The sequence below is a fragment of the Flavobacterium sp. DG1-102-2 genome, assembly GCF_033042555.1.
Lineage (GTDB): Bacteria > Bacteroidota > Bacteroidia > Flavobacteriales > Flavobacteriaceae > Flavobacterium.
The window spans coordinates 207813-231528 of record NZ_JAWLIK010000004.1 but is presented as its reverse complement, the minus strand read 5'-3'; the positions used below and the strand labels follow the sequence as shown (position 1 = coordinate 231528).

Below are 23716 nucleotides of genomic sequence, written 5' to 3'. Positions count from 1 at the left end.
ATTATATGGAAAATTTTTCTTTCCATACAAATTTGCCAAGGTCAAACAGGCTTTTCAGCGGACTGTTATACACCAAATCTGACGATGCCTTAACCGATTTCTCAATAAATACATCAGTCTTCTCAAAGTTTGGCGAGGTATCTTCAACCCAGAATTTGAATATCGAAAGGAATTGCAGCCATGCGCCTTCGCTCAGTGCATTGCCCTGAATCCTGTTGGCCCTGCCACTCTCTGACTGTACCGGTTTTTCAAGTACGGCTTCGGCATACTGAAGAAACTCGGCGCGCAGTGCTTTAAGCTTTTTAAGGTTGGCAAGTTTATTACCACCCTCCTGCATCGTGTATATGATAAAGCTCCTGTTAGCCGTTGCCATTTCAAAAAAAGTAAAATAGAATGCCGAAAGCTTTGCTACACCGCTAAACGCTAAATACGATGGCGACTGGTTAAGCGCTACCAGCGTGTAGTTGAACATCTCTGCAAAATAGAAATGTTCCAGTGATTCAAAAGAGGTGAAGTACTTGTAGAATTCGGCTTCTTCAAAACCATTCTCTTTAGCAAATTTATATACTGATGCCGGTTTGTGGCCGTTCATCAGGCAATAGTCTGAATACTTATCTATAAGTTCAGATTTAGAAAGCTGTATTATTTTTTTAACTGCCATGACAATAAATTTAGGCCTGACAAATTTCACCTGCTCAAGGGTTTACAAACCTGCCGGACGGTTAATAATTTTAGATACAGGTAAATGTAAGCAAAATCCATGCTAAACTATCTTAAAGTTTCATTTTTTTCTGAAATAAAAATAACTTTGAAATTTTAACGACATTTGTCTGAAAATTAAAGACAAGTTTCGTAAATTTGTTCTGTATCAAATTCTAAAGCATCATGGAAGCGATTGATCTTTTTAGCAAAGACCTGAATTATGGCGTTGTAGACGACAAAAATATAATGTCATTAATATCTCTTGTAAGGCAGGGGATACAATTTCCTGTATTTGTAAACTTCATGGAAAAAAGTCCGTTTGACTTATCCGAATGGTCGGGTTTCCTGCATGTGTCAGAACGTACCATGCAGCGCTACAAAAAAGAGGCACGCACTTTTGACGCGCTTCAGTCAGAAAAAATACTGGAGATAGCACTGCTGTATAAAAAAGGAATATCTGTATTTGGCAGCAGCCAAAACTTTGACACCTGGCTGAATACCCAAAGCCTTGCCCTTGGAAAGATAAAACCCAAAGAACTTTTTGACAGCTCTTTTGGCATTAACCTTTTAAAGGATGAGCTTACGCGAATAGAACACGGCGTACTGGCATGATAGTATTCAGGCTAAGTAAATCGGTTTATGCTAACGACCTTTCAGGCCGCGGTGCCGAAAAAGCCGGCGGGCGATGGAACAGCAAAGGCACTGCGATGGTATATACCAGCGAATCTCGTGCATTATGCACCACTGAGATCGCTGTACATACGCCATTAGGCATACTGCCGTTGGATTATGTTATCATCGCCATAGAGATTCCCAAAACAATGGTTATACAGGAACTGCAGGCCGAAGAGCTTCCTGAAGACTGGAAGTCGCTGCCCCACTCCCATTCCACACAGGAACTGGGCGACACTTTTATAACTACCGAAAAATATGCTGTACTTCGAGTGCCTTCTGCCGTTGTGCAGGGGGAATTCAATTATTTGTTGAATCCGGCGCACAGGGATTTTAAAAAAATAAAAGTGAAGCTTATAGAGCCATTTGATTTTGACGAAAGGCTTTTTATTAAATAAAAACATATAGTGGACCAGCTATTCAAAATATACCGCCTGACTTCCGAAGAAACGCTGCGCATTGCAACACAGCCTAATAATCCGCATAATCACGATTACGAGGAACTCATTGTGGCAATGGAAGGCGAGCTGGAACATTTTATAGATTTCTCTACTAATACCTACACCGCGCCATTTGTTAGTTTTATTACCAAAGGCAAAGTACATCGCGTAAAACCTGCCCTTAAAGACGGTAAATGCGATATGTGGGTAATACGCTTTAAAAGTGAGTTCATTCCTGAAACTACTTTTTCGCTGTATTCCTTTTATCATGATTATGCCACCATCACTACCCAAAAGGATGATTGCTTTAACCGCCTGGTCAATCTGTGCGGGATGATGTATAACGAATACACCTACCAAAACCAAAACCTCGCCATCATTAAGCACCTGCTTTCGGCACTGTTTCTGATGATAGAGAACGAACGCAAAAAAGCCGATCCGGTAAGCGATATCCAAAAGACCAACAGCATTACGTTCAAGAACTTTCTTGCCTTGCTGGAAAACAACTTCAGACGCCCGGAAGGTGTAGACTTTTATGCCGAAAAGTTATTTATGTCGGCGCGCAACCTCAACCTCATCTGCCAGCAGATCATGCAAAAAAGCGTGTCTGAACTTATAGAAACCCGCAAACTTATCGAGGCAAAGAACCTGCTGATACATTCTGACAAGACCGTATCAGAAATCGGTTATGAAGTGGGCTACAATGAAAAGGCCTATTTTACACGTGTTTTTAAAAAACGTACCGGACAGACCCCAACCGAATTTAAAGAGGAAATGCAAAAGCTCATTTCCTGATTGTACTACCTTTTTACCTAAAACTGTTACCGCTTACCTGCTTTCATTACCGACCTTTGTACCATAATTTAAGGACTACTATTATGGACCGCAAGAAATTTTTACAAAGTATGGCTGCCCTGCCTTTTGCCGGTGCCGGAATCATGGCGCTTGGCGAACTGGGAAAGCTATCCCAAAATATAGATACTAAAAGTATTACCATGCCTGCCCTTTTCTTAGGCCACGGCAGCCCAATGAATGCCATTGAAGAAAATGAGTTTGTGGCCAACTTCAGGAAGATTGCCAAAGAGATACCTGAGCCTACAGCAATACTTTGTGTTTCGGCACACTGGGAGACTAAAGGTACTTTTGTAACGGCGATGCAAAACCCGCCTACAATACACGATTTTGGCGGATTCCCAAAAGCGCTATTTGATGTGCAGTACCCTGCGCCGGGAAGTCCTGAACTCGCTAAGCAAACACAGGAGCTCATTACATCTACTCACGTAGGACTGGATGATAAATGGGGACTGGATCATGGCGCGTGGTCAGTCATCAAACACCTGTATCCAAATGCTAATATACCTACAATACAATTCAGTATTGATTATACCAAGCCGCCGCAATACCATTACGAACTGGGCAAAGAGCTGGCCGCCTTACGCAAAAAAGGCATCCTGATCATAGGCAGCGGAAACATAGTACACAACCTAAGAATGATGGACTGGAAGAACATACACACCGATAACTTTGGGTTTGACTGGGCTTTTGAAGCCGATAATAAAGTAAAGCAATTCATAAAATCTGGCGACCATAAGCCGCTTATCAACTTTGCATCGCAGGGTAAAGCCTTTGAACTTGCCATACCATCGCCAGAGCATTACCTTCCGCTATTGTACACCCTTGCACTTAAAGGCGAAAATGAAGAGGTAAGCATTTTTAACGACAAGGCAGTAGCGGGATCGCTTACCATGACATCGGTAAAAATAGGCTAATATGAAAACTGCAATTAAGTTAATCCTAGCATTGATAACCATGAACATACAAAGCCAGACCCAGGCATCGCTGCACTACCTTGTACGCGAGCCAAAGGTTAAAACACAGCACCCGCCGGTTGTACTATTACTGCACGGGGTGGGCAGCAATGAAAAAGACCTTTTCAGTTTTGCCAATTCTTTTCCGGATAATTTTTTAGTACTATCAGCACGCGGACCGCTTACACTTGACCCTGACAGGTACGCCTGGTTTCACGTAGATTTCGGTTCTGGTAAACCTGTCATCAACTTTAACGAGCAGGAAAACAGCCGAAAGCTTATATCAAGATTTATCGGCGAAATGAAAACCAAATACGATTTTGATGACAAGAATGTTTTCCTGTTTGGCTTCAGCCAGGGCGGCATCATGTCATACAGCGTATCACTTACACATCCCGGACTCATAAAAGCTATTGCTGTAATGAGCGGCAGGCTGCTGCCCGAAATAAAACCATTAGTCCCCGATACAGAGAAGCTCGAAGACCTTTCCATTTTTATATCCCACGGAACAGAAGATAATGTACTGGGTATTGATTATGCCCGTGAAGCCAAAAGCTGGCTGGAAAGTAAACACCTGACCCCAAATTACCACGAATATACAGCAGCACACAAGATCATTCCGCAAATGCTTAAGGATATGCTCGAGTGGCTCACCAAAACGTCTCATTAATCAACACGCTAATCCCCTTTTGGTCTACAGCAAAGGGGATTTTTTTTGTAATCTGTGATTTGTGATTTGTGATTTGTGATTTGTGATTTTAAAATAAATTGGCTTACTAATAACCTATAGTCTTTCTTTGTGTTAGATATTTTTCTGAAAAAAAATTAATTGTCAGGCAACTTCTTGTATCACTATTCCGTCTTTAGCATAACCAACCAATTGAACCAATTTGAAAATTATTGCTTTACATACATCAGACGACGCCCTTATAAAAAAAGCCCTGCGTAACGATGCCAAGGCAGAGGAGGCATTGTATAACCGGCACGCTGCAAAAATGCTGGGTGTATGCAGGACCTATATAAAGGATATGCATTATGCCGAGGATGTAATGATACAGGGATTTACCAGGGCTTTTGACAGCCTGTCAAGATTCAGGTTTGAGGGCAGCTTTGAAGGATGGCTGCGCCGCATAATGATACGGGAGGCGATAGACTTCTTGAGAAGCAGGAAGCAGCTGCATTTTGCCGAGATAGAAGAAGCTGAAACCATGCAGGCTTACATAGCAGAATCAGATCATGATATCGAGTTTTTGCAATTGCTTATAGACAACCTGCCTAACGGTTATAAAACAGTATTGATCATGTTTACTGTTGAAGGCTATAACCACAAAGAAATTGCAGAAATGCTGGGGATAACAGAAAGCACATCAAAATCGCAGTTGTTTAAAGCCAGAAAGATGCTGCAGGAGCAGCTTGCATCACTACAAAAAAAAGAAAATGAAACAGTATAATATAGAAGAACAGCTGCAGCGCAAACTTAAAGAGCGTGAAATAACACCTTCGGCAGAAGCCTGGGGACGCATTGCCTACAACAGGCAGCAGCAAAAAAAGAAAAAGAGCTTATTGGGCTGGTATTGGGCCGTTGCAGCAATATTAATTATTAGCCTTGGCGGATTGCTCGCGACTGCATTAAAGAACAGCGATACCATAGAAATACGGCAACAAAAAGTTGTAGAGCAGCAGGCTAAACCCAAAGTTACAGCACCTCAACCTGAAAACATTTTACAACAAGAAATAAGAAATGAAATTGTTTTACAGCACAAAAAAACAGAAATAAACAGCACGGCTCAACCTGAAATCACTCCTCCTTCCCGACCTAAGATTGAACCTGTAAATACATTGCCGGATGCAGAAATAGCAAAGGCTAATGAAGTGGCACTTGCCATACATCAACTCGCGGTTGCCAATGGAACAGTATCAGAGAATGAGGTCGACTCCCTGCTCCACAAAGCCCAGAGGGAAATAGCAATGGAACGTTTGCAGAACAAAAAACGCCCTACAGACGATACCGCATTGCTGAATGAGGCAGAAAAAGAAATGGAAAACTCCTTTAGGGATAAAACCCTCAACATCTTTAAACTTAAGTTTAAAACTATAAAAATAGCTTTTAAAGACAAACAATAACCTTAATCACCAATTACCATGAAACGACTGTTTTTTTATTTCGCCTTTGTGGCGGCAGGATTTTGTATGCCTGATGCCAACGCACAAATATCTGAAAGTGTTAGGGCTACAATTCCTAACGGACCTACATATACACAGGAATACCGGGAAAAACTTAAGGCTAAAAGACTGGAAAGCCTTGAACAGGAAAAAAACAGCATCGCCGAAACCGAGAAATTCAACCTGAAAAAAGAACTGGAAAAGATTGAAGAGCAGCTAAGCAAGGGCGAGATTACGGCAGAGAAAGCGCAAACCCTTAAAGAGGAAGCCGCTAAAAATGCAGCTATACTCATAGATAGTAAAACGGCCATTATAGATGGCCAGACAGAACTCGTAAAAAGGGATGTGAAGTATAATTTTATACCGTATGAAGGGTCTTACCTGGAACTTGGTTTTGGTAATGTGTATGATGATTCGGGGAGTTTTTTGTTGGGTTTACGCTATAACACTGAGAATAAAAAGAAGCAATACGACAAGCGAACGTATTCTGATATAGTATTTGCCATTGGCTGGAACAATACTGTGGGCGATGGGCGCACTATCGGCGATACTTACCACTTTGGCAAAAGCGTATCGGCGGAGATAGGCTTTGCTTTCAAAACCCGCCTGCTTAAAGATTCTAATAAAGTTCGCCTTAGTTACGGAATATCAATCCTGGCCAATTCGTTATCACTAAAGAACAATAACTATGTTGTAAATAACAATGGCACTACAGAACTGGAAAAATTTCCGTATCAACTTAAAAGAAATGAATTTGTTATTACCAACCTAATAGCTCCCGTTCATTTTGAGTTTGGCCCATCAGTAAAGAAAGAATACAAAGACTACTTTAGATATGATACCAGCAACCAGTTTAAAGTGGGTTTAGGAGGATATGCAGGAGTAATTATAGGCACAATGCAAAGGCTTAAATATAAACAGGACGGCGAACGCATAACAGACCGAACAAACAGGGATTATAATGTAACACCTTTTGTTTACGGACTGAGCGGTTATGTGGGCATTGGCACAGCTGCACTCTTTGCCCGATATGAGCTGAGCACCGTATTTAAAAATTCTACTTACAAAGATCACAATTTAGCCTTCGGCCTGCGGGTTGACTGGTAAAGTTAGTTAATTGCAGAAAGGCAGCCCTAGGGCTGCCTTTCTATTTTATATACTATTTAAACCTTACTGAATTCAAAGTTTTTTGCTCTTGGATGGTTAAGCATGAATCCTGCTATTTTTCCCGATTCATTTCTTTTGAATACAATTTCCCCCAGAGGAAAAATTATTTTATCTTTAGCCAGAACCGTCAATAAAGGCATTCCTGAAGCGATTTTACACATAAGTTTGTCTCCCTCGGTAAATAATGTATAGTCTGTATCAAGGCTTTTGCAATAATATTTGCCGCAATACTCTTGTAGCTGTTCCGGCGTGAAGGTTATGCGTTTAAATTGCTGCTTATCTTCGCCCTGTAGTATTGTCATAGTTTGCGATTTACCTGCAACTACATCGCTAAAAGCAAAAGTAACGCCTGAAAACGTAAAACTGTTTTCGCTGACAGGCGCTACAGGATAACTTGACAGATTAAAAACCTGCACTATATATAAGGAGTTATCTTCGACACTTATGGAAAAAGACATGCCTTGATTGTCATAAACGCCTTCGTACCGTTTTAATATTCCTTCAGGCACTTTGATAGAATTAACTATTGCTGAACCTTCCTCTTCTTCACTCTCTTCTTCAGCAAAGCCTAGCATTTTAGCAGCGATAGATGCTTCAATCTCTGTTGGCGATACTTCATCGTCATTGGTTAGTACAATAATGCTGAGCTTATCTTGAGGATATGCTGACATCAGGCTGTGAAAACCATCATTATCACCCCCATGTGAAATTTTTGGATGTCCTTCATTTTCGCCTACAAATAATCCGGCGGCGTAGCCGTTTTTCCCTCTCTTCCTGAACATTTCTGCCCAGAATGCTTCGCCGAACACTTTTTTGCTCATCATTTCGTTAAGCCATTCTTGCAAATCGCCAACAGGCGCATACAGTCCCGCACCGGAGATATGGTAAGGATCTACAATGGTTGCCTCTGCAACATTATCTGAAAACCTATAGCCTTTTACCTTATTTGCAAAGGCTGCATCACGGCTATCCACATAAAGGCTATGCTTCATCTTCAGCGGCTTGAATATGTTTTCTTTAGCAAACTCTTTGATATGCTTACCCGATACCTGTTTTACGATAGTAGCCAAAAACCAATAGTCAGAGTTGGAATAGCTATATTTAGCTCCCGGCTCATAATCCAGTGAAGCGTTCTTAAGGAGAGCCCTTACCTGGTCATCTTTATAATCAATTATATTGTCTCCTTTTAGCAATGCCAATACAGCTGCATCTTTAATGCCTGCTGTATGATTGAGAAGGTTTGTTATGGTTATTGTATTTGCATATTCAGTAAAATCAGGAAAATATTTAGATAGCTTATCCTCCAGTTTTAATTTACCCCTCTGCTGTAACATGATAATACAGGCGGCTGTAAACTGCTTGGCATCTGAGGCCATGTAAAATACCGACTCTTTTGTAAGCGACTTTTTGTTTTCGATATCAGCAAAACCGGACTGCTTACTATAAAGCACCTTGCCATCTTTTACTACCTGTATTGAAATTCCGGGAGAACCAGGTTTGTTGTATAAAGCGAGAAGCGAATCTATCGGTTTGAAATTATTTTGGGAAATAGAAGCTGTAGAAAGCAGCAAAAACAGAAAGGAAAATATTTTTTTCATTGTGGTACTGTAAGAAAAATAAACAGGTCACGAATATAGAAAAAATATGGGCAGCGCAATAATGATCAATTAGTAAACTTCACCACATTATGAGAATCATCGTATAGGCAAACGCCTAAATGGTGGTCTACGTATATCAGTATCTGCTTTTTGCCCTCATACTCAAAAAGGAAAAGCCTGTAAAAATCGTGATCAAAATTTTCTATAAAAAGCATCTCGGCCTTTGCAGGGTCTAAATCGGAAGTCAGCGCAAGCCCTTTCGCAAAGATTTCATCATCAGTCTTTGCTTTGATGCGTTTCCAGTCCTGGCGCTTCAGGCCAATTTCAGTATGGGTCCTGAGGAATGTTTCCAGAAAATCATAATCCTCCGCCTGAATCCTATCAGTAGCAAGATTGCCTACAGAGGTAATGAACCTGTACCCTCCGTTAGTTTTGTAAACATAATATTTTACACCTAACTCATTTATAAGATTATTCTTTCCTTCCGCAGCATGGATGGTAATGTAATTGTCATCATCATAGGTATAAACCCCGTTCCACGGTTTAAAATCAGTAATACCGCTTAAGCATATTACCGGGCCTCCCGTAGTTGAGAAAGTCCCGTTTTGAAAGGTTGTTACGCCGCCATTTTTAGAATTAGGGTCACCGGGATAAAGTTCAAAGCCTTCCCTGCTCTCCGAATGGAATAAAACACTTTTTCGCCATGAACCGGTAATGTCTATTTGTGCCTGAATTGAAACAACAAAAAGAAGTAGTATAAGGGTAATTACTTTTTTCATTTTGGTACAGATTTACGTAAAGATACAAAATCAATTATTATACCATAACGTAAGATTAATCCGAAATAATATAAATTTTAAACTGTAATTTTAATCATTACACTTGCAAAACTAAAAAAGTAACATTAATTTTCATCTTATTGATAACAAGCTCACTAACAACTCTTAATTTTACGCACGAAAACCGCATTTTGACAACCAAAAGCGTAACATTACGACAGGCTTTCAGCGCACTTTATAGCACATTTTTCGCCATCAATTGCCGCAGAAATAATACCTCCTGCGTAGCCTGCACCCTCTCCGCAAGGATATAACCCTTTGATTTGCAAGTGTTCTAACGAATAGTTATCACGAGGTATACGCACCGGCGATGATGTCCTTGACTCCGGAGCATGCAAAATAGCCTCGTTTGTAAGGTAACCGCGCATCGATTTACCAAAATCTACAAACCCCTGACGCAAAACCTGCGTAATGAACCCCGGGAATACCTGGCCTAATTCTACCGATGTGGTACTCGGCACATAGCTCGTTTTAGGTATCTCTGCCGATACTTTGCTTTGCGTAAAGTCAATCATCCGCTGGGCCGGGACACGCTGTGTCTCGCCCGCTAAATGCCATGCTTTCTGCTCTATGGCCTTTTGAAATTCCATTCCGGCAAGGGCGCCGTATTTTGTAAATGGGGCAAAATCTTCGAGTTTAAGCTCTACAACAATACCTGAGTTGGCCGTTTCCTGGTCACGTTTTGAGGGCGACCAGCCATTGGTTACTACCTCTCCCGGACTGGTAGCACAGGGTGCGATAACGCCTCCCGGACACATACAGAAAGAGTACATTCCGCGGCCATTTACCTGTTTTACAATAGAGTAAGGAGCCGGGGGAAGAAACTCTCCCCTGCCTGTATTATAATCACAGCTGTATTGTATGCTGTCTATCAGGCTCTGCGGATGCTCAGCGCGAACGCCCAGGGCAAACGGCTTGGCCTCTATAAATATCTGTTTACGGTCTAAAAGTTCGAAGATATCGCGAGCCGAATGGCCTGTTGCCAATATGATTTTAGAAGCTTTTATAACATCATCGTTCTGTGTTACAACGCCCTCTACTTCATTATTTTTGACTAGGATATCAGTCACACGGGTATCAAACAGCACTTTACCGCCAAACTCAATGATCTTCTCCCGTATGGATTTGATGATTTTTGGCAGCTTGTTTGTACCAATATGTGGGTGTGCTTCAACCAATATCTCTTCGCTTGCGCCAAAGCCTACAAACAGTTCCAGTATACGGTCTACATCGCCCCTTTTCTTAGAGCGGGTATACAGTTTACCGTCAGAATAGGTGCCTGCCCCACCCTCGCCATAGCAGTAATTAGAGTCTTCACTCACAGTATGGTCGCGGTTGATTGCCTTAAGGTCACGGCGGCGTTCCTGAACATCTTTACCTCGTTCTAAAACAATTGGCTTTACGCCAAGTTCAATCAGCTGGAGCGCAGCAAACAATCCTGCCGGGCCTGCCCCGATTATTATAACCTCCTGTTTACCGGACACATCTTTGTAATCAGGGAGTTTGGTTGTAGTTTCGGTGTAGTCTTCGTTCCAGTACACAGCTACTTTAAGGTTGATCTTTATGGCCTTTTGGCGGGCATCTATAGAACGCTTAATGATGGCCACATGCCTGATCTCCTCAGGCTTTACCTGCATGAGTTTGGCAATATGGTCTACTAATAATGGCTGTTGTGCGGCTACTTCGGGCGCCACCTGTAATTGAAGTTCTCTTGGCATGGTGCAAAAATAGTGATATTTTTTAAACAGGCCTCACCCCTAACCCCTCTCCAAAGGAAAGTGGAATAGAGAACGTTAAAATTAGCAGCCTTTCATACCAAAATACTACTACCCCTTTGGGGGTTGGGGGGCATTTTCAAAAGCATACAGTGCAAACGAGGCCAGCCAGTGTTCGCCTTCATAATTACCATCGGTTATAGAAGGGAGGGAATATTTGAAATGAGTATCGGCTAACGACTTTAAATGGCCAAGCTCCTTAGGATATTGTTTTACAAGGGTATATAAGTTCCAAGCACGGCTAAAGTTAAGCCCGTCAAGGTGCACGAGGTGCCCATCAGTTCGGTCTGATACTTCTCCCGGTTTCCAGGTAAACTTCTTGTTGAATAATGCCGGTGCGAAATCCTTAAGCCATTTCAGGAATTCGGTTTTAGGCATAACACGCTGCATGGTTCCTATCTCTTCCATACAGGGTGACAGGAAATCGGTGCCGCTCGGTTCCCATGCAAACGGGCAGTCCATATCGTTTTTAAACAAGCGAAGTGCGTTGCTCCTGATACTTTCCTGCAATGGCAGGTTATTCGACTGAACAGCATAATCCCAGGCAAGGTTTAGCCCGAAAGCCGTGCTGGTATGCGTACCCACACGAATTGGGTAATTCAGCTTTGGCAAAAATTCGATGTAACGTTCGGTTAATAATGTGGTTAGTGGCTGTAAATTGGACGCCAGTTCTTTAGCAAAAGGTTCATTGAATGTATTCAGCTCCTGCTGTAACTTTAGCAGCCATGCCCATCCATACATACGCTCGTATGATTTCTCGTGTTTCTTGTTCAGGTAAGCGACTTCCTGTTCTATGTTTTTCTTTGACAGGTTAATTTTCAGTTTACCGATGATATCTTCCCTGCCTTCAAGGTTAGGGAATTTCTTTAGCAGATATACGAGGCTCCAATGCCCGTGCACCGATGAATGCCAGTCGAAGCAGCCATAAAATGCAGGATGCAGTTGTTTTGGCGATTGTATTTCAGAAGCATCTGCTAATAGCTGGCTTAATTTATTAGGATATTCCTGCTGAAGGCATTTCACTGGTAGTTTTGCCAGCGCATTGGCCTGCTGCAGGTTTAATTCCTGTGCTGAAGAAACAGCACTTATCAATAAGGCAGTAAGTATATATTTTCTCATCATAAATGTAAAAGGATAAATATAGCAATTAATAGTATGACAGACCGACACATAAACTATGTAGCTTGATTTTTATACTTTTGCAACATGACAAAGTTTATCGAACTAAATTCGTTGTATGAAAAACTGCCGGGACACAGCGGCGAAAATTCTATTTCTGAAAAGGGCCATTTTAATATCATTAAGGTGGAAGATCTTATAGTAGATGGTAAGCCCGTGCGCACAGGATACACCCGCAGGAGCTTTTTCAAGGTAAGCCTTGTAGAAGGCAGCTGCATTGTGCATTATGCCGACAGGAGCATTACCGTTCCCCAATATGCACTGGTCTTTACCAATCCTGTAGTTCCTTATAAATGGGAGGTAGTAAGTAAAAAACAGCAGGGTTACGTATGCGTTTTCACGGAAGATTTTTTCAGCAAAAACACAAATATCAAAGATTACCCGGTTTTCAGTTCGGCTGAAAATGCAGTGATATTGCTAGATGAGGCAAAGCTTAATATTTTCAAAGCCCTTTTCCAGAAGCTGGAAAACGAACTGCAAACCGACTATGCCTACAAATATGATTTCCTGAAGAACCTTCTTATGGAAACCATACACGAAGCCCAGAAAATGAATCCGGAAAGCGGACTTGCAATAGGCTCATCGAACGCAGCAGAACGCATTTTCTTATTATTTACCGATTTGCTGGATCGTTATTTTACTATTGTTGATATTACCGACACTATCGAGCTGAGAACCCCGTCGGATTTTGCCGCCAAACTTAACGTACACGTTAACCACCTCAATAAGGCGTTGAAGACACATACGGGACAGACTACGTCTGATTTTATAAAATCCCGTATTATACAGGAGGCCAGAGTACTTTTAAAAACAACCAACTGGACAGTAGCCGAAATAGCCAGATGCCTGGGATTTGAGGAGCCTAATCATTTTTCTTCCTTTTTTAAAAGCAATGCAGGAAGTACGCCCGGAAGCTTTAGAAAACAAAATGATTGATTTATATACTTTTCAGATTGTACGCCATATGTAATATAGTCCTGCCATACCCGAACTTTGTCCTGTAAAATTTAAAAAATATGTGGACAAAAGAAAATATGCCTGACCAGACAGGCAGGACAGCAATTGTTACGGGTGCTAATATTGGGATAGGTTTCGAAACCGCCCTGGCACTTTTTGAAAAAGGCGCACACGTTATTTTAGCCTGCCGCGATATTGAAAAAGCTCAGGAAGCCGCCGAACAGATCGCTCAGTCAAAAGGAAAAGGACAGGTTGAAGTACTGCACCTTGACCTTTCTGATCTTAATTCGGTTAAGGATGCTGCTGACACTTTTAAATCGAAACATTCAAAACTCGACCTGCTTATCAATAATGCGGGAGTAATGGTGCCGCCGGCATCAAAAACAAAAGAGGGCTACGAACTTCAATTTGGCACCAATGTTTTAGGCCACTTCGCTTTTACAGGCCATTTGTATACATTATTAAAAGAAACACCGGGGTCAAGAATAGTAACCGTCAGCAGCCTGGTATACCGACTTGGCGCTATCGATTACAATAACCTTAAACTTAAAAACGACTATGATGCCAACAGGGAGTACGGGCAGAGCAAACTTGGCAATATTTTATTTACACTTGAGCTGCAGCGCAGGATAAATGACAAAGGAGACAAAGTACTTTCTACAGCATCGCACCCGGGTGTAACAGGTACTAATTTATCGCGTTACCTTACAAAAGATGACATTACAAATATAGTTGAAGTGTACGGTGAGCTAATGGAGCCATGGCAGGGAGCGTTGCCGACGCTTTTTGCTGCAGTAAATGATAAAATTACCGGTGGCGATTTCGCCGGGCCTGACAGTGACGGCGGCCTGCGTGGCTATCCTGAGAAGATAGAAATCCTTCCGCTTGCGCTGGATGAAGCCGAAGCCAAAAAACTATGGCAGTATGCTGAAGAAGCTACAGGGGTATATTTCCCATAAGATTAAACACAAATTCCCGCAGTCGCGGGAATTTGTGTTTAAAAGTACTACAGTAGAAATCTCAAAACTTTGTAACTTTGTCACCCTGCTACTTTGCAGTTTTAAACCAATGAGAAAAATAAAACTGATATGGGATTTTCGCGGCGAAGCCGGTGCCAAAACTGCCGAACATCACGAGATACATCTTAAAGAATATATTGCAATTGAAAAACTGCCGTTAAACATTACAGGTTTCGATATCCTGAATGACATGCACGCCATTGCCTGGATGGTAGTTACCGATGAACACATGATTCAGGTAAGGAACTCATTAAAACCGCATAGGGGGGAATTGTATGAAGGGTAATTTGGTTGTTGGTTACTGGTTGTCAGTTGTCCGATGCTAACTCTTATGATGATACTAAAACAGAAAATCCTGAATTACTTCAGGATTTTCTGTTTTATATTTTAAAGCCCGGCTGAATCTAACAGCCACCAACCGATAACTGACAACCAAACTAGTTCGCTACTTCGCTGATAAACTTGATCCTCATCAGTCTTAACTCTTCGGTATCATAATCGCCGTCAAATTCCTTAAGGGCATCTTTAATACTGTCCGATTCCGATTCCATGTAATAGTCATGGATCTCTTCCTGCTGGTCTTCGTCCAGTATTTCGTCTACCCAGTATTTGATGTTCAGCTTGGTGCCCGAATATACAATTTGCTCCATTTCCTTAAGCAGGGCTTCCATATCCAGTCCTTTTGCCTTAGCGATATCGTTAAGCGAAAGTTTCCTGTCGATATTCTGGATGATATATAATTTCAATGCCGAGTTGGCTCCTGTAGATTTAACCACAAGATCATCCGGTCTCATGATATCGTTATCTTCTACATAACGTGCAATAAGGTCAACAAAATCTTTACCGTATTTTTTGGCTTTGCCCTCACCTACACCATGCACGTTGCCAAGCTCGTCGATATTTATAGGATATTTAAGCGCCATGTCTTCAAGCGACGGATCCTGGAATACCACAAACGGCGGTACACCCAGTTTCTTAGCTACTTTTTTACGAAGTTCGCGCAACATTCCCATAAGCACCTCATCTGTAGTGCCTGATGATTTAGAAGCTGTAACTGTAGCCTCTTCATCACTTTCGTTAAAGTCATGGTCCTCGCTCATCATGAACGACTGCGGACCCTTGATGAATGCTTCACCTTTTTTGGTTAGCTTTAGTATGCCATAGGTTTCGATATCTTTAGAAAGATAACCATCAACCAACACCTGGCGGATAAGTGCCATCCAGTATTTTTCGTCATGGGCAGCACCCACACCGAAAAACTTCTGGGCATCTGTCTTATGTGCTTTTATTACAGCATTTACCTTACCGGTTAGAGTAAATATAACTTCTTTAGATTTGTATAATTGCTTGGTATCCCTAACGGTTTCAAGCAGGGTGACTACTTGGTCTTTCGCTTCCGTTTTCTTCTTAGGATTACGAATATTATCGTCCATATCGGCACCTTCACCCGTCTCGTCGTCAAATTCTTCACCAAAGTAGTGTAGCAGGAATTTTCGGCGCGACATGGAAGTTTCGGCGTAAGCCACCACTTCCTGAAGCAATGCAAAGCCTATCTCCTGCTCAGCCACCGGTTTACCTGACATGAATTTTTCAAGCTTTTCGATATCCTTGTACGAATAATATGCAAGGCAGTGGCCTTCACCTCCATCACGGCCTGCACGCCCTGTTTCCTGATAGTAGCTTTCCAGCGACTTAGGGATATCATGGTGGATTACAAAACGAACATCCGGCTTATCGATACCCATACCAAAGGCAATTGTTGCCACCACCACATCTACATCTTCCATAAGGAACATATCCTGGTGTTTGGCACGCGTCTTGGCATCGAGCCCTGCGTGATACGGCACGGCACTAATACCGTTAACCTGCAGTACCTGCGCAATTTCTTCTACTTTTTTACGGCTCAGGCAGTATATAACGCCCGATTTGCCTTTATGCTGGCGGATGAAACGTATGATATCAGACTCTACGTTCTTGGTCTTTGTCTTTATTTCATAGTACAGGTTTGGCCTGTTGAATGATGCCTTAAAGGTGTTGGCATCTACCATGTCCAGGTTCTTGAGTATATCTTCCTGAACCTTTGGTGTAGCTGTTGCGGTAAGGCCTATAACCGGCACATCGCCCAGCTGTTTTATAATGCTTCTCAGGTTTCGGTATTCAGGACGGAAATCGTGTCCCCATTCTGAGATACAGTGTGCTTCATCTATAGCCACAAAAGAAAGCGGTACACTTTGCAAAAAGCTTACATATTCTTCTTTAGTAAGCGATTCGGGCGCAACATACAGCAGTTTTGTGAGTCCTGATGAGATATCTTTCTTAACCTGTGTAATTTCTGTTTTGGTAAGCGAAGAGTTCAAAACGTGTGCAATACCGTGCTCTGAAGACAGGCTGCGTATCGCATCGACCTGGTTTTTCATAAGCGCGATAAGGGGTGAAACTACGATAGCAGTTCCGTCGAGTGCCAGCGCGGGAAGTTGGTAACATAGTGATTTACCGCCACCTGTAGGCATAATAACAAATGTGTTGTTCCCGGAAATTATACTCTTTACGACTTCTTCCTGAAGGCCCTTGAATTTGTTAAAACCAAAATATTTTTTTAACTCTTTGTGTAAGTCAATTTCGGTCGATTTCATTATTTATTAATAGTAATTTACATAAATTTGCAGAATATAAAGATACAAAAATCTTTAATACGCACAACTTTTTAAACATTTCACAAGCTTGATAAATAGAGACGCAATACTGGCTTCTGCCAAAAAAACCATACTTTCTGAAAGTGAGAGCATTGCTAACCTGGTGAACTACCTTGATGACGATTTTGCCAAAGCAGCCGAAATAATATACAACTGCAAAGGCCGCCTTGTTGTTACAGGGATAGGCAAGAGCGCCATTATTGCCCAAAAAATCGTGGCAACCCTTAATTCTACAGGCACACCGTCTCTTTTCCTGCATGCTGCCGAAGCCATTCATGGCGACCTGGGCATGGTGCAGCCGGGCGATGCCGTAATATGCATCTCTAAAAGCGGCAACAGCCCTGAGATCAAAGTACTGGTGCCTTTATTAAAACGTTTTGGCAACATTCTTATTGCAATGACGGCTAATAAAACTTCTTTCCTTGGCAAGGAATCCGATTATGTGCTTAATGCGTATGTAGAATCGGAAGCATGCCCAAACAACCTTGCACCTACTAACAGCACAACAGCACAGCTGGCCCTAGGCGATGCCCTTGCGGTATGCCTAATGGAAATGCGTGATTTTAAAGCTGAGGATTTTGCTAAATACCATCCTGGCGGTGCTTTGGGAAAAAAACTATTGCTTCGCGTAGGCGATATGCTGGATGCTACGCACAAACCGCAGGTAAGCCCTGACAGCAGCATTAAAACCGCTATCGTAGAGATATCTGAAAAAAGGCTGGGTGTTACTGCCGTTATAGAAAACGACACGATCGTAGGTATTATTACCGATGGAGATATAAGGCGTATGCTTAATGACAGGGATAATATTGCAGGGGTTACAGCAGCCGACATAATGACCAAAAACCCTAAAACAATAAAAAGCACCGATATGGCTGCCGATGCATTAAACACAATGGAAAACTTTGCTATCACACAGCTTGTTGTGGCAGACGGAGGCGAGTACAAAGGCGTACTGCACCTGCACGATATCTTAAAGGAAGGAATAGTATAATATGGCAAAAAAGAAGACACCCGCGGGCGAAATGTCGTTCCTGGACCACCTGGAAGAATTACGCTGGTTATTAGTAAGAAGCTGTATAGCTATTTGTATTGGCGGATGTGTTGCCTTTACCTTCAGCCAGTTTATTTTTGACGAAATAATATTTGCCCCAACAAGAGGTAACTTTATAACCTACCGCTTTTTTTGCGACCTCGCAAATAAGTACGACCTTGACAAAAGCTTCTGTATAGACAAACTTCCGTTTGAGATACAGTCACGCTCTATGGATGGGCAGTTTTCAACAGACATATGGACCGCCATTACTGCCGGTTTTATCCTTGCGGCGCCATTCATGCTTTGGGAAATATGGAAATTCATAAGCCCTGCATTATATGATAAAGAGAAAAAATATGCTGCGGCATTTATTTTTTCAACTTCACTCCTTTTTTTTATGGGGGTTGTTTTTGGCCACTACCTGATTACACCACTATCGCTTAACTTTTTAGGAAACTACAGGATTAGTGATGTCGTAAAGAATGATATTGACCTTGACTCTTACCTTAGCCTTATTAAAACTACTGCCATATCATGTGGCCTGGTTTTTGAGCTGCCTATAATAATGTATTTCCTTTCTAAACTGGGAATCATTTCCGCAAAATTCCTGCGCAATTACAGGAGGTATGCTTACGTTATCATTCTTATCATTGCCGCTGTGGTTACTCCGCCGGATGTGGTAAGCCAGATGATCGTTACCATACCTATCGCAATACTGTTTGAAACCAGTATCTTTATTGCCGCAAGGATAGATAAACAAAAAGCTAAAAAAGAAAAACTGGAAGCAAATGTCTGATATAGTAAAAGATTTTAATGGCTACCGTCAGAAGATGAATGATAAACTTCTGAACGACAACAATAAAGTTATAAAACGTATCTTTAACCTGGATACAAATGCCTACATGGAGGGTGCTCTTGATGTTAAGACCAAAGAGCTTCTCGGTCTTGTAGCATCGGTAGTGCTTCGCTGCGACGACTGCGTAAAATACCATCTTGAAACGTGCTACAAAGAAGGCCTTACAAAAGACCAGGTAATGGAAGCACTAAGCATTGGCACTGTCGTGGGCGGAACTATTGTTATACCTCACCTGCGCAGGGCTTACGAATTCTGGGAAGCGCTTGAAGAAAGCGGAAATAACCCTGAAACTGTTTAAAACAGCACACACCACATGAAATTAAGAGCAGAAAATTTAATAAAGACCTACAAAGGCCGAAGCGTTGTAAAAGGCATTTCGGTTGAAGTGAACCAGGGAGAGATCGTTGGGCTGCTGGGACCTAACGGTGCCGGAAAAACAACGTCTTTCTATATGATCGTGGGGCTGGTAAAGCCTAACAGCGGCAAGATCTTTCTTGAAGATACTGAAATCACAAACTTCCCGATGTACAAACGTGCACAGCATGGCATCGGCTACCTGGCTCAGGAAGCTTCAGTCTTTAGAAAATTAAGCATAGAAGATAACATCTTGAGCGTACTACAGCTTACCAACCTTACCAAACAGGAGCAGGAAGCTAAAATGGAGGCGCTTATTGACGAATTTTCGCTGCAGCACATACGTACTAACCGTGGCGACCTTTTATCGGGTGGCGAGCGCCGTCGTACTGAAATAGCACGCGCACTGGCAACCGACCCTAAATTTATCCTTTTGGATGAACCTTTTGCGGGAGTTGACCCTGTTGCGGTAGAAGATATCCAGCGTATCGTGGCACAGCTTAAAGAAAAAAACATTGGTATCTTAATTACCGACCACAACGTACAGGAAACCCTTGCTATTACCGAAAAGAGTTATCTTATGTTTGAAGGTGGAATCCTGAAAGCCGGTGTACCGGAAGAGCTTGTTCAGGATGAGATTGTACGTAAAGTATACCTTGGACAGAACTTTGAGCTGCGTAAAAAGAAAATCGACTTCCATAAAACAAAGAATGACGTTACCGATAAGGAAAATTTCTAAAACATAGTAAAGCGCAGTTTATCTGCGCTTTTTTTTATGACCGGCTTAAAAAAAAGAAAACCCACGCATTGCGTGGGCCTGACAAATCTTAATGTTTTTATATATTATAATTTGTAGCAAAACATTATACCCCCTCTGTAAGGAAGCCATTCTCCGCTTTTATTGTATTTGGCAAATTCATAAGGCTGGTCATTAGAGATATACCGACCTTTGTAATGAGCCTGCTGATTACCACCGCCAATAAACATATCGATCATCCATTTTTCGCTGATCTGGAATTGGTAACCTACCGAAACACCAAGAAAATATGCTTCCCCTGTTTGATACTTGTCACTGTTAAGGTAATTCCATTTTTGAATTTCAAAAACGGCACCCCCTACGTGCCCACCAACGTATAACCCTTTATAGTTTTCATTAAAATGGTAACGTACTTCTGCAAAAACCATTAAGGTTTTAAATGGCGCCCCATTTATAGATTCCCAGTAAGAGCCTAAAACATCGCCTTGAAAGGTAAGATTCTTACCTAAACTTGTCTCTACCCCTACCTGCGGTACACCTAATAAGGTAGTAGGCGCATTAAACTTAACGTAAGTCTGTGCAAAAGAAGTTGAAACTGCCAGTAAAACAACCAGCAAAATAATTTTTTTCATTAAAATTGATGATAATTTGTATTAAGATTTATTTGGCAGGAAAATTACGCAATATCTGTATTACCAGCAATAATTAACCTGCCTATTTCAGAGCCGTTTAAAAATTAACACACTTATGATTTTGAAACTGACAGCCTAACTGAAAATAAACAAAAAATACCCACTAATGGGTATTTTTTCAAACGGTTTGGCGCACTATTTTTGACATACAAAACCAACGACCAATCCAATCTTATTAAAGCACCCTTATTCCATTGGGGGTGCTTTTTTATTTAACCATCCTGCTAAGCCCGCTGTAACTCCCATTATAAATATTTACATCTACGGTAGATTCTATACCTTTTAACTGCCCCTTATCTGTAAATTGCCAAAACAGCCATTCTTTGCGTATCTCATCTTCAAACACGCTGTAGTTGGCAATCCAAAGATTATAGCCTTTAAACTCTTTTTTAAGGAAGTCGGCATAAAAACTTTCTCCACTATAAATAATTGGCTTTACACCATAATGCTTTTCTACTTTAGCAAGCCAGCGTTTCAATCCGCTTTCGAGACTGTCAAGACTTTGCCTGTTCGGAATCTTCTCTATATCCAGTACCGGCGGAAGGTCACCTTTTTCCAACACCACGTTTTTAATAAAGTTATCCGCCTGTTGGACAGAATTCTCGTCGGGGCGATAGTAATGATAAGCACCCCTAAGATAACTGCTGGCACGCGCACCCTCCCAGTTATTATTAAACTCTCTATCCAGTTTGCTTTTTCCTGCCGTAGCTCTTACAAATACAAAACCAATGGGAAAATCTTCGTTATCATTCATCACTGTTTCCCAGTCTATTTTTCCCTGGTAATGCGACACATCAATCCCCAGGACTTTACCCTTATGACGGGAAAGCACCTCATAAATCCGCAGGTCAGCAATCTTGCGTTCTTCTTTAGTGAGGGCAGTCACCCGCTTGTCGGTCTTAAAGCCCAGCCAGTACATAAACCCATGGCGGTACTGATATCCCATAGCGATGACAAAACCAATAAACAGCAAAAGGGCAGAATACTTAAGTATTTTGCCCTGTGATATTTTAGTCGTAGATTTTTTTCCTGGCCTCCCTGAGGCTTTTCGTTGCGGCTTGCGCTTCATAGGCGGTTAGGCCGAGGCCGGTTTTACAAACTTGTTGTTTATAACCGAAAGCAGTACATAGGACAAAATGATTAACGGAATGCCCACATACTGGAAGAAGAACAGGAACAATATTGAAAGTATAAGGAACACAACCTGTATCTTATTGGTTTCCCAGTTAAAGTATTTCACTTTTAGCGAAAACAGCGGAATTTCGGCATTAAGCATATAGGCACTCAGCAGGCTTACTGCAATCAGCACAAATGGGTTGCTAAGCAGCTCAAAAACTACACCTGTACCATCTGAATGCGCTTCTATTACCGGCAGGCTTAATATAAATAATGCATTAGCCGGTGTAGGCAGGCCAATGAAAGAATCCGTCTGGCGTTTGTCTACATTAAACTTTGCAAGCCTGTAGCATGAAGCCAGAGTAATAATGAATCCTGCAAAAGGAAGTATGCCTAAATAAAAATTATCTGAACTCAGGTTGTACTCCTCCTGGTTTGTAGCAATATCAGAAAGCATCTGATACATAACTAGTCCTGGAACTACACCGCTTGTTACCATATCGGCTAGAGAATCAAGCTGAAGGCCCAATTCGCTCTGCACTTTAAGAATACGTGCAAAAAAACCATCCCAAAAATCAAAAAATATACCTATTGCAACCCAAACAAATGCCATTTGGTAATGTGTATTGAATGCATACAGCAAAGCAATAAGCCCCGATGAAAGGTTACACAGCGTAATAAGGTTAGGAATATGATTCTTAAATGCCATAGATTGGTTTTTTATTTTTTTTACAAGCACAAAGTTAACACAATAAGTTAATAGAATTGGAGTTTAGTAATTGAGAATTTTATATCATATTTGCACAAAATAACAGCATTGAGAAAGATACTACTTATTTTATTCTTTTTAACTACCTTGTCTACTTATAGCCAATCAGTTAGAAAATACTCCAATGAATTCATGAACATTGGTGTAGATGCTGCTGCCCTGGGTATGAGTAACGCTGTTACAGCCCATACGGCCGATGTTAATGCAGGCTATTGGAATCCGGCGGGGCTCGTGCACGTTCAGGACAAACAGATTGCACTTATGCACGCCAGCTATTTTGCTAATATTGCCCAATATGATTATGCTGCCTTTGCCATGCCTATTGACGATAAAAGCGCTTTTGGAGTATCGCTGATCCGTTTTGGTGTAGACGATATCCTGAACACCACCCAGCTTATAGACAGCGAAGGCAATATAGATTATAACCGCATAAGCCTTTTCTCTGCCGCAGACTACGGTGTTACCATATCGTATGCCCGCAAAATGCCCCTTGACGGATTTAATTATGGTATTAATGCCAAAGTAATCAGGAGAAACATTGGAAAATTTGCCAATTCATGGGGTTTTGGTTTTGACCTTGGCTTGCAGTATGAAACCAAAAACGAATGGAAGATAGGACTTATGCTGCGTGACATTACCACAACCTACAATGTATGGCAGATTGACGAAGATCAGTATAACACCATTAAAGATGCCATCCCCGGACAAAATCAGGAACTACCCGAGACTACCGAAATTACATTACCAAAAGCGCAGTTAGGCTTCTCTAAGAAATTTACCTTTCATTACGATTATACGCTATTGGCTGCGGCTAATCTTAATATGCAGTTTGCTCAGACAAATGATATCATCTCAACAAGTATCGTAAGCATTGATCCCGCTGTAGGCTTTGAGTTTGGTTACATTGACCTGGTATATTTAAGAGCCGGAGTAGGCAACTTCCAGAATATTAAAGAAATAGACAACTCGTCTTCATTAAGTTTTCAGCCAAATATTGGGCTGGGTTTTAAATACAAAGGAATTGAGGTAGATTATGCCCTTACCGACATAGGTGACCAGAGCGCTGCCCTTTATTCTAACATATTTTCCCTTAAAGTAGATTTAGGAATTTTCAGAAACTAACA

The 23716-nt window shown here is 41.6% G+C and carries 25 protein-coding genes; 16 read left to right on the top strand and 9 right to left on the bottom strand.

Translation table 11 applies throughout. The features are described 5' to 3' along the window. Nucleotide 1 precedes the first annotated feature (1 nt). The gene (locus R1T16_RS08300) at nt 2-661 is read right to left on the bottom strand and encodes a TetR family transcriptional regulator C-terminal domain-containing protein (RefSeq protein ID WP_317500634.1); all 660 of its coding nucleotides are present in this window, start codon (nt 659-661) and stop codon (nt 2-4) included. Between the two features lie 224 nt (nt 662-885). Between R1T16_RS08300 and R1T16_RS08295 the strand changes: the two genes are divergently transcribed. The 8 genes from R1T16_RS08295 (at nt 886) to R1T16_RS08260 (ending at nt 6892) form a co-directional block, all read left to right on the top strand. Then, the gene (locus R1T16_RS08295; protein WP_317500633.1) at nt 886-1314 is read left to right on the top strand and encodes an antitoxin Xre-like helix-turn-helix domain-containing protein; all 429 of its coding nucleotides are present in this window, start codon (nt 886-888) and stop codon (nt 1312-1314) included. After that, nucleotides 1311-1772 (top strand): RES family NAD+ phosphorylase, encoded by a 462-nt coding sequence (locus R1T16_RS08290; RefSeq protein ID WP_317500632.1) that lies wholly within the window; start codon nt 1311-1313, stop codon nt 1770-1772. The genes R1T16_RS08295 and R1T16_RS08290 overlap by 4 nt, the downstream gene beginning before the upstream one ends. A 9-nt stretch (nt 1773-1781) precedes the next feature. Further along, the gene (locus R1T16_RS08285; RefSeq protein ID WP_317500631.1) at nt 1782-2609 is read left to right on the top strand and encodes a helix-turn-helix transcriptional regulator; all 828 of its coding nucleotides are present in this window, start codon (nt 1782-1784) and stop codon (nt 2607-2609) included. A gap of 83 nt (nt 2610-2692) precedes the next feature. Continuing rightward, a complete protein-coding gene (gene ygiD / locus R1T16_RS08280; protein WP_317500630.1) occupies nt 2693-3583 on the top strand; it encodes a 4,5-DOPA dioxygenase extradiol in 891 nt (296 codons plus the stop codon). A gap of 1 nt (nt 3584) precedes the next feature. Next, the gene (locus R1T16_RS08275) at nt 3585-4292 is read left to right on the top strand and encodes an esterase (RefSeq protein ID WP_317500629.1); all 708 of its coding nucleotides are present in this window, start codon (nt 3585-3587) and stop codon (nt 4290-4292) included. Between the two features lie 220 nt (nt 4293-4512). Continuing rightward, complete coding sequence (locus tag R1T16_RS08270) at nt 4513-5073, top strand: RNA polymerase sigma factor (RefSeq protein ID WP_317500628.1); 561 nt, start codon at nt 4513-4515, stop codon at nt 5071-5073. Continuing rightward, complete coding sequence (locus tag R1T16_RS08265; protein ID WP_317500627.1) at nt 5060-5746, top strand: hypothetical protein; 687 nt, start codon at nt 5060-5062, stop codon at nt 5744-5746. The genes R1T16_RS08270 and R1T16_RS08265 overlap by 14 nt, the downstream gene beginning before the upstream one ends. An 18-nt stretch (nt 5747-5764) precedes the next feature. Beyond that, nucleotides 5765-6892, top strand: coding sequence for a hypothetical protein (locus tag R1T16_RS08260; protein WP_317500626.1), 1128 nt, complete (start codon nt 5765-5767; stop codon nt 6890-6892). A gap of 56 nt (nt 6893-6948) precedes the next feature. Here R1T16_RS08260 and R1T16_RS08255 read toward each other — a convergent pair whose 3' ends face one another. From R1T16_RS08255 to R1T16_RS08240, 4 genes are all read right to left on the bottom strand, one after another. Then, on the bottom strand, nt 6949-8550 hold the full coding sequence (locus R1T16_RS08255) for a serine hydrolase domain-containing protein (RefSeq protein ID WP_317500625.1): 1602 nt from the start codon (nt 8548-8550) through the stop codon (nt 6949-6951). 65 nt (nt 8551-8615) lie between these two features. Continuing rightward, entirely contained in the window at nt 8616-9329 is a 714-nt protein-coding gene (locus tag R1T16_RS08250) for a hypothetical protein (RefSeq protein WP_317500624.1), read from the bottom strand. Nucleotides 9330-9541: 212 nt separating this feature from the next. Then, complete coding sequence (locus R1T16_RS08245) at nt 9542-11107, bottom strand: NAD(P)/FAD-dependent oxidoreductase (protein WP_317500623.1); 1566 nt, start codon at nt 11105-11107, stop codon at nt 9542-9544. A 108-nt stretch (nt 11108-11215) separates the two neighbouring features. Continuing rightward, a complete protein-coding gene (locus R1T16_RS08240) occupies nt 11216-12286 on the bottom strand; it encodes a DUF2891 domain-containing protein (protein WP_317500622.1) in 1071 nt (356 codons plus the stop codon). An 84-nt stretch (nt 12287-12370) separates the two neighbouring features. On the opposite strand from R1T16_RS08240, the gene R1T16_RS08235 reads away from it, so the two are divergent. The 3 genes from R1T16_RS08235 (at nt 12371) to R1T16_RS08225 (ending at nt 14605) form a co-directional block, all read left to right on the top strand. Next, nucleotides 12371-13279 (top strand): helix-turn-helix transcriptional regulator, encoded by a 909-nt coding sequence (locus R1T16_RS08235; RefSeq protein WP_317500621.1) that lies wholly within the window; start codon nt 12371-12373, stop codon nt 13277-13279. 80 nt (nt 13280-13359) lie between these two features. After that, nucleotides 13360-14259, top strand: coding sequence for an oxidoreductase (locus R1T16_RS08230; RefSeq protein WP_317500620.1), 900 nt, complete (start codon nt 13360-13362; stop codon nt 14257-14259). Nucleotides 14260-14368: 109 nt separating this feature from the next. Further along, nucleotides 14369-14605 carry a hypothetical protein gene (locus R1T16_RS08225; RefSeq protein ID WP_317500619.1) on the top strand — a complete coding sequence of 79 codons (237 nt, stop codon included), beginning with the start codon at nt 14369-14371 and terminating at the stop codon, nt 14603-14605. A gap of 151 nt (nt 14606-14756) precedes the next feature. Here the strand turns inward: R1T16_RS08225 and recQ are convergent, their stop codons facing one another. Next, the gene (gene recQ, locus R1T16_RS08220) at nt 14757-16952 is read right to left on the bottom strand and encodes a DNA helicase RecQ (protein WP_317500618.1); all 2196 of its coding nucleotides are present in this window, start codon (nt 16950-16952) and stop codon (nt 14757-14759) included. Nucleotides 16953-17040: 88 nt separating this feature from the next. Here recQ and R1T16_RS08215 point away from each other — a divergent pair, with 88 nt between their 5' ends. Genes R1T16_RS08215 through lptB form a run of 4 tightly spaced genes read left to right on the top strand, consistent with a single transcriptional unit; the run spans nt 17041 to nt 19997 of the window. Beyond that, complete coding sequence (locus tag R1T16_RS08215) at nt 17041-18006, top strand: KpsF/GutQ family sugar-phosphate isomerase (RefSeq protein WP_317500617.1); 966 nt, start codon at nt 17041-17043, stop codon at nt 18004-18006. Between the two features lies 1 nt (nt 18007). Then, entirely contained in the window at nt 18008-18844 is an 837-nt protein-coding gene (gene tatC / locus R1T16_RS08210) for a twin-arginine translocase subunit TatC (protein WP_317500616.1), read from the top strand. Beyond that, on the top strand, nt 18837-19202 hold the full coding sequence (locus R1T16_RS08205; RefSeq protein WP_317500615.1) for a carboxymuconolactone decarboxylase family protein: 366 nt from the start codon (nt 18837-18839) through the stop codon (nt 19200-19202). The genes tatC and R1T16_RS08205 overlap by 8 nt, the downstream gene beginning before the upstream one ends. 15 nt (nt 19203-19217) lie before the next feature. Continuing rightward, complete coding sequence (lptB, locus tag R1T16_RS08200; protein WP_317500614.1) at nt 19218-19997, top strand: LPS export ABC transporter ATP-binding protein; 780 nt, start codon at nt 19218-19220, stop codon at nt 19995-19997. 104 nt (nt 19998-20101) lie between these two features. Here lptB and R1T16_RS08195 read toward each other — a convergent pair whose 3' ends face one another. The 3 genes from R1T16_RS08195 to R1T16_RS08185 form a co-directional block, all read right to left on the bottom strand. Then, nucleotides 20102-20647 carry a DUF3575 domain-containing protein gene (locus tag R1T16_RS08195; RefSeq protein ID WP_317500613.1) on the bottom strand — a complete coding sequence of 182 codons (546 nt, stop codon included), beginning with the start codon at nt 20645-20647 and terminating at the stop codon, nt 20102-20104. 268 nt (nt 20648-20915) lie between these two features. Continuing rightward, complete coding sequence (locus tag R1T16_RS08190; protein WP_317500612.1) at nt 20916-21776, bottom strand: glycoside hydrolase family 25 protein; 861 nt, start codon at nt 21774-21776, stop codon at nt 20916-20918. Nucleotides 21777-21782: 6 nt separating this feature from the next. Then, nucleotides 21783-22532: a CDP-alcohol phosphatidyltransferase family protein gene (locus tag R1T16_RS08185; RefSeq protein WP_317500611.1), complete on the bottom strand. Its 750-nt coding sequence runs from the start codon at nt 22530-22532 to the stop codon at nt 21783-21785. A gap of 108 nt (nt 22533-22640) precedes the next feature. Between R1T16_RS08185 and R1T16_RS08180 the strand changes: the two genes are divergently transcribed. After that, nucleotides 22641-23714 (top strand): PorV/PorQ family protein, encoded by a 1074-nt coding sequence (locus R1T16_RS08180; RefSeq protein WP_317500610.1) that lies wholly within the window; start codon nt 22641-22643, stop codon nt 23712-23714. Nucleotides 23715-23716: the final 2 nt, after the last annotated feature.